This window comes from Bacillus sp. JJ1566, from assembly GCF_036962685.1.
Lineage (GTDB): Bacteria > Bacillota > Bacilli > Bacillales > Bacillaceae_L > Ferdinandcohnia.
Genome location: NZ_JBALOP010000024.1, coordinates 8,809 through 15,290 on the forward strand (window position 1 = coordinate 8,809; position 6,482 = coordinate 15,290).

7 protein-coding genes are annotated in these 6,482 nt (G+C 37.7%); 3 read left to right on the forward strand and 4 right to left on the reverse strand.

Annotation, left to right across the window (positions count from 1 at the left end):
• The first annotated feature begins 234 nt into the window (after window positions 1-234).
• Genes V7112_RS10450 through V7112_RS10460 form a run of 3 tightly spaced genes read left to right on the forward strand, consistent with a single transcriptional unit; the run spans window position 235 to window position 3,278 of the window.
• Window positions 235-1,560 (forward strand): UDP-glucose dehydrogenase family protein, encoded by a 1,326-nt coding sequence (locus V7112_RS10450; RefSeq protein ID WP_335418766.1) that lies wholly within the window; start codon window positions 235-237, stop codon window positions 1,558-1,560.
• Window positions 1,561-1,584: 24 nt separating this feature from the next.
• Window positions 1,585-2,142 carry a phosphatase PAP2 family protein gene (locus V7112_RS10455; protein ID WP_335418770.1) on the forward strand — a complete coding sequence of 186 codons (558 nt, stop codon included), beginning with the start codon at window positions 1,585-1,587 and terminating at the stop codon, window positions 2,140-2,142.
• A complete protein-coding gene (locus tag V7112_RS10460; RefSeq protein ID WP_335418773.1) occupies window positions 2,139-3,278 on the forward strand; it encodes a glycosyltransferase family 4 protein in 1,140 nt (379 codons plus the stop codon). The genes V7112_RS10455 and V7112_RS10460 overlap by 4 nt, the downstream gene beginning before the upstream one ends.
• A 29-nt stretch (window positions 3,279-3,307) precedes the next feature.
• Here V7112_RS10460 and V7112_RS10465 read toward each other — a convergent pair whose 3' ends face one another.
• The 4 genes from V7112_RS10465 to V7112_RS10480 are packed head-to-tail and all read right to left on the reverse strand — an operon-like array spanning window position 3,308 to window position 6,003.
• The gene (locus tag V7112_RS10465; protein WP_335418776.1) at window positions 3,308-4,006 is read right to left on the reverse strand and encodes a hypothetical protein; all 699 of its coding nucleotides are present in this window, start codon (window positions 4,004-4,006) and stop codon (window positions 3,308-3,310) included.
• On the reverse strand, window positions 4,006-4,737 hold the full coding sequence (locus V7112_RS10470) for a hypothetical protein (RefSeq protein ID WP_335418777.1): 732 nt from the start codon (window positions 4,735-4,737) through the stop codon (window positions 4,006-4,008). The genes V7112_RS10465 and V7112_RS10470 overlap by 1 nt, the downstream gene beginning before the upstream one ends.
• The gene (locus V7112_RS10475; RefSeq protein WP_335418779.1) at window positions 4,724-5,620 is read right to left on the reverse strand and encodes an ABC transporter ATP-binding protein; all 897 of its coding nucleotides are present in this window, start codon (window positions 5,618-5,620) and stop codon (window positions 4,724-4,726) included. The genes V7112_RS10470 and V7112_RS10475 overlap by 14 nt, the downstream gene beginning before the upstream one ends.
• Window positions 5,620-6,003, reverse strand: a complete 384-nt coding sequence (locus tag V7112_RS10480) for a GntR family transcriptional regulator (RefSeq protein WP_335418781.1) — start codon at window positions 6,001-6,003, stop codon at window positions 5,620-5,622. Before V7112_RS10480 ends, V7112_RS10475 begins: the two co-directional genes overlap by 1 nt.
• Window positions 6,004-6,482: the final 479 nt, after the last annotated feature.

Consider the following 6,482-nt stretch of genomic DNA (forward strand, 5'->3'; position numbering starts at 1 on the left):
CGGACAAAACCAGGCATATATGTGTTTGAAATGTATCTGAGACCAGTCTCGCAGATAAAATCAAGAGTCGCAGTGCGAGATACACACTAAAACTATCAATAATTATCAAAAGGAAGGGGAGACCCTTCTTTTTTTATATTCTCTATACCAAAACTTTACAATTCTTTAACAGTAGCTAAAGAAAATAATCGCAATTTTTCGATAAGATGTAGTAAAAGGCGATGGAGGGGTTAGATGAAGATTACGGTTGCGGGTGCAGGGTATGTGGGACTGGTTACAAGTGTTTGTTTAGCTGAACTTGGCCATGAAGTCATTTGCATTGATATCCAAGCTGAAAAAATTGAAAAGCTGCAGGAAGGGTATTCACCGATTTACGAACCAGAATTGGAACTACTCTTACAGAAAAATTTGATTGAAGGCAGGCTTTATTTTACGACAAATCCACGTTATGCGTACACACATGCTGATGTCATTTTTATCGCAGTCGGAACTCCACAGAATGTGGACGGTACTGCAAATCTTGATTACGTCTTTGACGTTGCCGAAACAATTGCGGTCCATATTGAAAATGATGTGATTATTTGTACAAAAAGCACGGTCCCTGTGGGAACAAATGACAAAATAAAACATTTTATTGTTTCTAAAAAGCTCCCGCAGCTTCGAGTTGAAATCATCTCAAACCCTGAGTTCTTACGAGAAGGATCCGCTGTTTTTGATTTCTTTTACGGGGATCGGATTGTAATTGGAGCAGCAAACGAAGAAAGTGCCGAAGTGCTTGCAAAAATCTATCAACCTCTCAAAATTCCGATCATTAAAACAGATGTTAAAAGTGCAGAAATGATTAAATATGCCTCTAATGCCTTTCTTGCCACAAAGATAAGCTTTGTGAATGAGATAGCTAGAATGTGTGAAAAAGTAGGGGCTAACATTGACGACGTAACGTATGGAATCGGAAAGGATCAACGAATTGGACCGTATTTTTTAAAAGCGGGCCTTGGCTATGGAGGTTCTTGTTTTCCTAAAGATACGAGGGCATTGATGCATACGTCAGGTAGCTTAGGACATCATTTTGAATTACTTGAGGCTGTAATTCAAGTCAATAATCGTCAAAAATCATATCCCGTTATCAAGGCGAAAGAGATTGTGGATTCATTAAAAGGAAAGAAGGTTGCCGTTTTAGGGCTTTCCTTTAAACCGAATACAGATGACATGCGGGAAGCAGCTTCTATCACAGTCATTAGAGAACTACTCCAGGAGGGCGCAAATGTTATAGCATATGACCCTGTAGCTATTCAAAATGCTAAACAGATATTTGGAAATTCCATTGACTATACGGATGAAATTCCAACAGCCATTCAAAGGGCCGACCTTACGATTATTACAACCGAATGGGAGCAAATCAAACAGTTTCCCTTAGACCTATACAGTTTATATATGAGAGAACCGAAAGTAATAGACGGAAGAAATTGCTATCCATTAGAAGAAATACAGAAATATCCATTGGTATATGTTTCGGTTGGGAGACCAACAGTGGTCAATAGGTTAACAAATAAGCTGTAAATGTAAAGAGGGGAGACTTAAATCATGAAGCTTTTACTATCAATCTATCAGGTTGATTGTCGTATCTTTCAAAAAGTAAACCAGCATTATGATAAAAAGTTGCTTCACTTTTTCTTCTCCAGAATCACATTTTTAGGTGGGGCTACTTTTACAATTATTACTTGTCTTGCATTAGCCTTTTTGACGATAAATCAATCAAGGATAACGGCAATTGCAAGTGCGCTTTCCCTTGCGATTAGTCATTTGCCTGTGCATGTAATTAAAAAGCTGTATCCAAGGAAAAGGCCATATTTAATAGTGGAAAAATCAAAGTTCCCATTAAAAGCACTTACTGACCACTCGTTTCCTTCGGGACACACAACGGCCATATTTTCAGTTATTATTCCATTTATTTTGTTTATGCCATACCTTTCAATCGTCCTGCTCCCAATTGGAATTTGTGTTGGACTATCAAGAATTTTTTTAGGGTTACATTATCCTTCTGACGTGATGGCAGGTGGAGTGTTAGGGACAACGGCTGGCATTTTAAGCTATTTTTTTGTACATCAATTAATGGAATCTACCTTAAGGGGGATCTTATGAAAATAGCAATTTTTACGGATACCTATTATCCAGAGGTGAACGGTGTAGCACGTACATTAAAAAGGTTTACTGATTATTTAGAAGAACATAACATTGATGTGAAGGTATTTGCGCCAATGTCAGACTCTAAGGAATACGTATCTAATATACATCGATTTAAAAGCTTGTCCTTTTTTCTATATCCAGAGTGTAGGCTAGCTTTCCCAAATATGTTTCATATTCGTGCTGAGTTAGAAAAATTTGCTCCGGATATTATCCATGTCGCGACACCCTTCAATATTGGATTTTGGGGCAGTTATTATGCTAAGAAGTTAAATATTCCACTAGTAGGCTCTTATCATACTGATTTTGATTACTATCTCCAGTTTTATGATTTGCAATTTTTATCGAATCCCTTATGGTCCTATATGAAGTGGTTTCATCGACCATTTCAAAAGCTATATGTTCCAACCCTTGTGACCAAAGAACAGCTTGAGGAAAAAGGGTTTGCGAACATAGAAATATGGACACACGGGGTTGATTGTGACTTATTTAATCCTTACTATAATCAAGAAGTTGTTCGAGAAAAGCATCAGGTGTCAAAAAAGTTTATGCTGACCTACGTAGGTAGGTTAGCACCAGAAAAAAACGTAGAACTACTAATTAAAACAGCAAAATCATTGCCACCGGAGTGGAATCAACAAATCCAATGGGTAATCGTTGGTGACGGACCGTCACGTAATAAAATGGAGGAAGATGCTCCATCCAATATGATTTTTACTGGATTTTTAAAAGGAACGGATTTAGCAGAGGTGTATGCTGCTTCAGATTTATTTGTCTTTCCATCCGCATCCGAAACCTTTGGAAATGTCATGCTTGAATCAATGGCTAGCGGTACACCGGTTATTGGGGTGAATGCGGGAGGCGTAAGGAATGTTGTACAAGAAGGAATTACCGGCTATTTGTGTGAACCAGGTAATCCAGAGGAAATAACAAATACAATTTTGCATTTACTAGAAAATGACGGGTTTCGCAATCGAATGGGGATGGAAGGTAGGAAATATGCATTGACCCAAAAATGGGATGTCATCTTTGACAACCTTCTTTACAGCTATTCAACATTATTAAAAAATCCGAGCAACCAAAAATATGCATAGAAAAAGGAAGGGGCGCCCCTTCCTTTTTATTATTCGCCAATGAAGTTCACAAACTCGCTCCCAGTTAACTCAAGGTTTTTCGGAACTCGGACGATGAGAAACTCATAATTAAGAGGCTTTTCATCGTCAAACCTTCTATCAAACTCATCCGTAATCCCACCACCTTTAAATTGGGAAATCACAAAATCATTATGAAAGCTATAGAGTTTTACCTCATAGTTCATCGGAGGATACGTCATCAAGTAATTTCCCTCGATTGAAACTGCAGGCAACGGGATTTCCTTATAAAAATCGTACCCATTGAAATTTGTATTTGCTACATAATAGATAACCTCAATCGTTTGGTCATCATTAGCTTTACGGTCATATAAAGTAGTCATGTTATTGTTTTCCATGTGTTGAATATTAAGTTTGTCTTGATCAAATGGAATATTCCATCTTTCTTTTTCTTTTATCGCATCAACATCTTCAATTTTCCCCTGTTCAATTGCCTGAAAAATTTGGTCAAAGGTCAAATTCTGATTATTACTCTCATATGAATGAAGGCTAGATTTAGGGATGCAATAATAAACAATCACAGACACTGTTAAAATGATAAAATACGTTCCAAGTAATAATTTTGTGCTTTTAACACCGGTATATTTTTTACCAAAAAATACAGAAAGTAAAACGAGAGCAATGATGAACAAAATGATAATGGGAAGTAATAAAGTACCGATTACAGACATTATTTTCGAACCTCCAATCGGTTTGTTGCAGCAATTACAATCCACACCAACGCGGCAACAGTGATTACAACTTTGATTGTAAAGACAAGAATGGATGTTTCAGTGGTAAAAAAAGTAATCGAACTAATCGTATCAAATGATCTTACTTCGTAAATAGCCCACCCAACTAATAGCGCAGGAAGTACAAAACCCAATAACTTATTCACCTGTGTAAACATGCCGATGAGATATCCAAGCGTCACAAACAAAATCAAGTATAAGGCACCAGTATAAATTCCTACAATCAAGTCTGGGAAGGGGAGGAAAAAATGATTTCCTACAAATTTATTTCCGCCCTCTTTTAAAAAAAGGATAACCCTTAACAAAATCCCTGTAAAAGTCGAGGTGATACTGGCAATGAACGAATAGATAATCATCATTCCAATTGTTGAAAGATGGCTGCTCGTTCTGTTTGTCACAAATGAAAAATCGATATAATGATAGGGTTTTGTAGTTAAAGTGATTGAAGTAATAAATGCCCAAAAGGCGGTAAAAATAAAAATCATGCTGCCAGAGTAAGTGGAAATCGATATGTTTCCACCAAGCCCCATCTGCCCAACCCCGTTAAAAGAAAACAAAAGCGCAATCGCCTGGACAGTTACAAGGCTTGAAAACGTACCATAATATGCCCGAACTTTAAAAAACAATTGCTTTTTTACAACATCAAGTAAACTAGCATTAGTTAAAGACATCATTGATACCCCCTTTATTCTTTGCAGTGAGATACACACAAAGGTCTTCTGTTGCTACTGGTGATAGTTCGATCCCAAGCTTCTTTGCTTCCTGCCATGTTGCTTCTGGATAATTACTTTTGACCGCCGAATAAGTGTAATCATTGCCGATGTCTTCAACATAAATGACCTCCATGCCCTTCGTAACTTGTTCGATGAGGTTTGTTTTACCGCGAAGCCCGACTGCATACTCCTTCAAATCGTCAATTGGTTGATGGAGTGCAACACGACCATTCCGGACGAGGAGAACATTTTCTAGAATGCTATCGATCTCGTTTAGAAGGTGACTTGAAAAGAGAATGGTTCTAGGATGTGCGATGTAATCTTTCAATAATGCTTTGTAAAAATCCTTTCGAATCGCCGCATCCATTCCGGTTGTAGGTTCATCAAAGATTGTAATCGGGCAGCGGGATGAGAGACCGATAATCATATTAAAGGTACTTTTCATTCCTTTTGAAAGATGGTGATGAAGCTGCTTCGGATTTAAATCGAAATAATCGAAAAGTCGTTTTGCTAAGTCACCATCCCATTTGGGATAAAAGCTTGCACTTGCATTTAAGATTTCAGCTAAATTTAACCAAGGTGGAAAGGCCATATTGTCATCCACAAAAATGAGATTAGAAGAAACTTTTAAATTATTAAAAGGGTTTTCTGAAAAAACAAGAACCTCACCGGTTGAAGCTGGGTAAAATCCAGCAATTATTTTCAAAAGGGTTGTTTTTCCTGCACCATTTCTTCCAATGACTCCAGTGATTGTATTTGGCTCGATTGTAAAAGTAAGTTGATCAAGAGCTTTTATACCACCGTAATGCTTTGAAACGTTTTGAACCCCAATTGCATTCACTATTGATTCCCCCTTTGCCGATCTTTTTCAGCTTTAATCATATTGAGCAATTCTGTTTCACTAACCCCTAACCGCTCTGCTTCCAGAACTAATTCATAAACGAGATTTTTCATTGTTTGACTTTTCCTTTTCTCTAAAATAAATTGTTTGGCATCCGGAGTCACAAACATGCCAAGGCCACGCTTTTTATATAGGATATTTTCGTCTGCTAGGAGATTCAGCCCCTTTGCAGCAGTAGCAGGATTAATATTGAACATCTCCGCGAGCTGATACTGTGAAAACACCTTATGATCTTCTGGGATAGCTCCACTTAAAATTTCGGTTTCAATCCATTCTGAAATCTGGACATATATAGGCTTTGCGCCATCCTGCTTAAACTTCATACAAACACCTCCTTAGGTGATCATGTACATTAGTGCATTAGTGATATAATGTACTATACTACATCCTATGATGAATTTCCAGATAATTTACTATAATTTTGAAAAATTGATTATAATTAAGGTAGAGACATGAAGTGGACGGCAGACGGTAAGGTGCTTTTTCGCAAAAAATACGCCTCAAGTCTTAGATTCTTGTAATTTCTAGGTCCATAGTTTGAATAAATATCTTATAGTATAGTTAAGGTGAGGAAGAACTAGATTGCTGAATGGGAAAAAGTTGCAGTAGTGCTGGAGAAATCCGCTTCATCCTGGGGATGAAAGGGAAAACGCTGTATTAACTCTGTGGAAATCCTCTTCATCGAGGTGATGAAGAGCAAAACGCTTCATTAACGCTGCGGAAATCCAGTTCATCAAGCGTATGAAGACCCGAACGCAGCGAAAGTGCCGCCGAAAAGTCCTTCATCAAGCGTATGAAGACC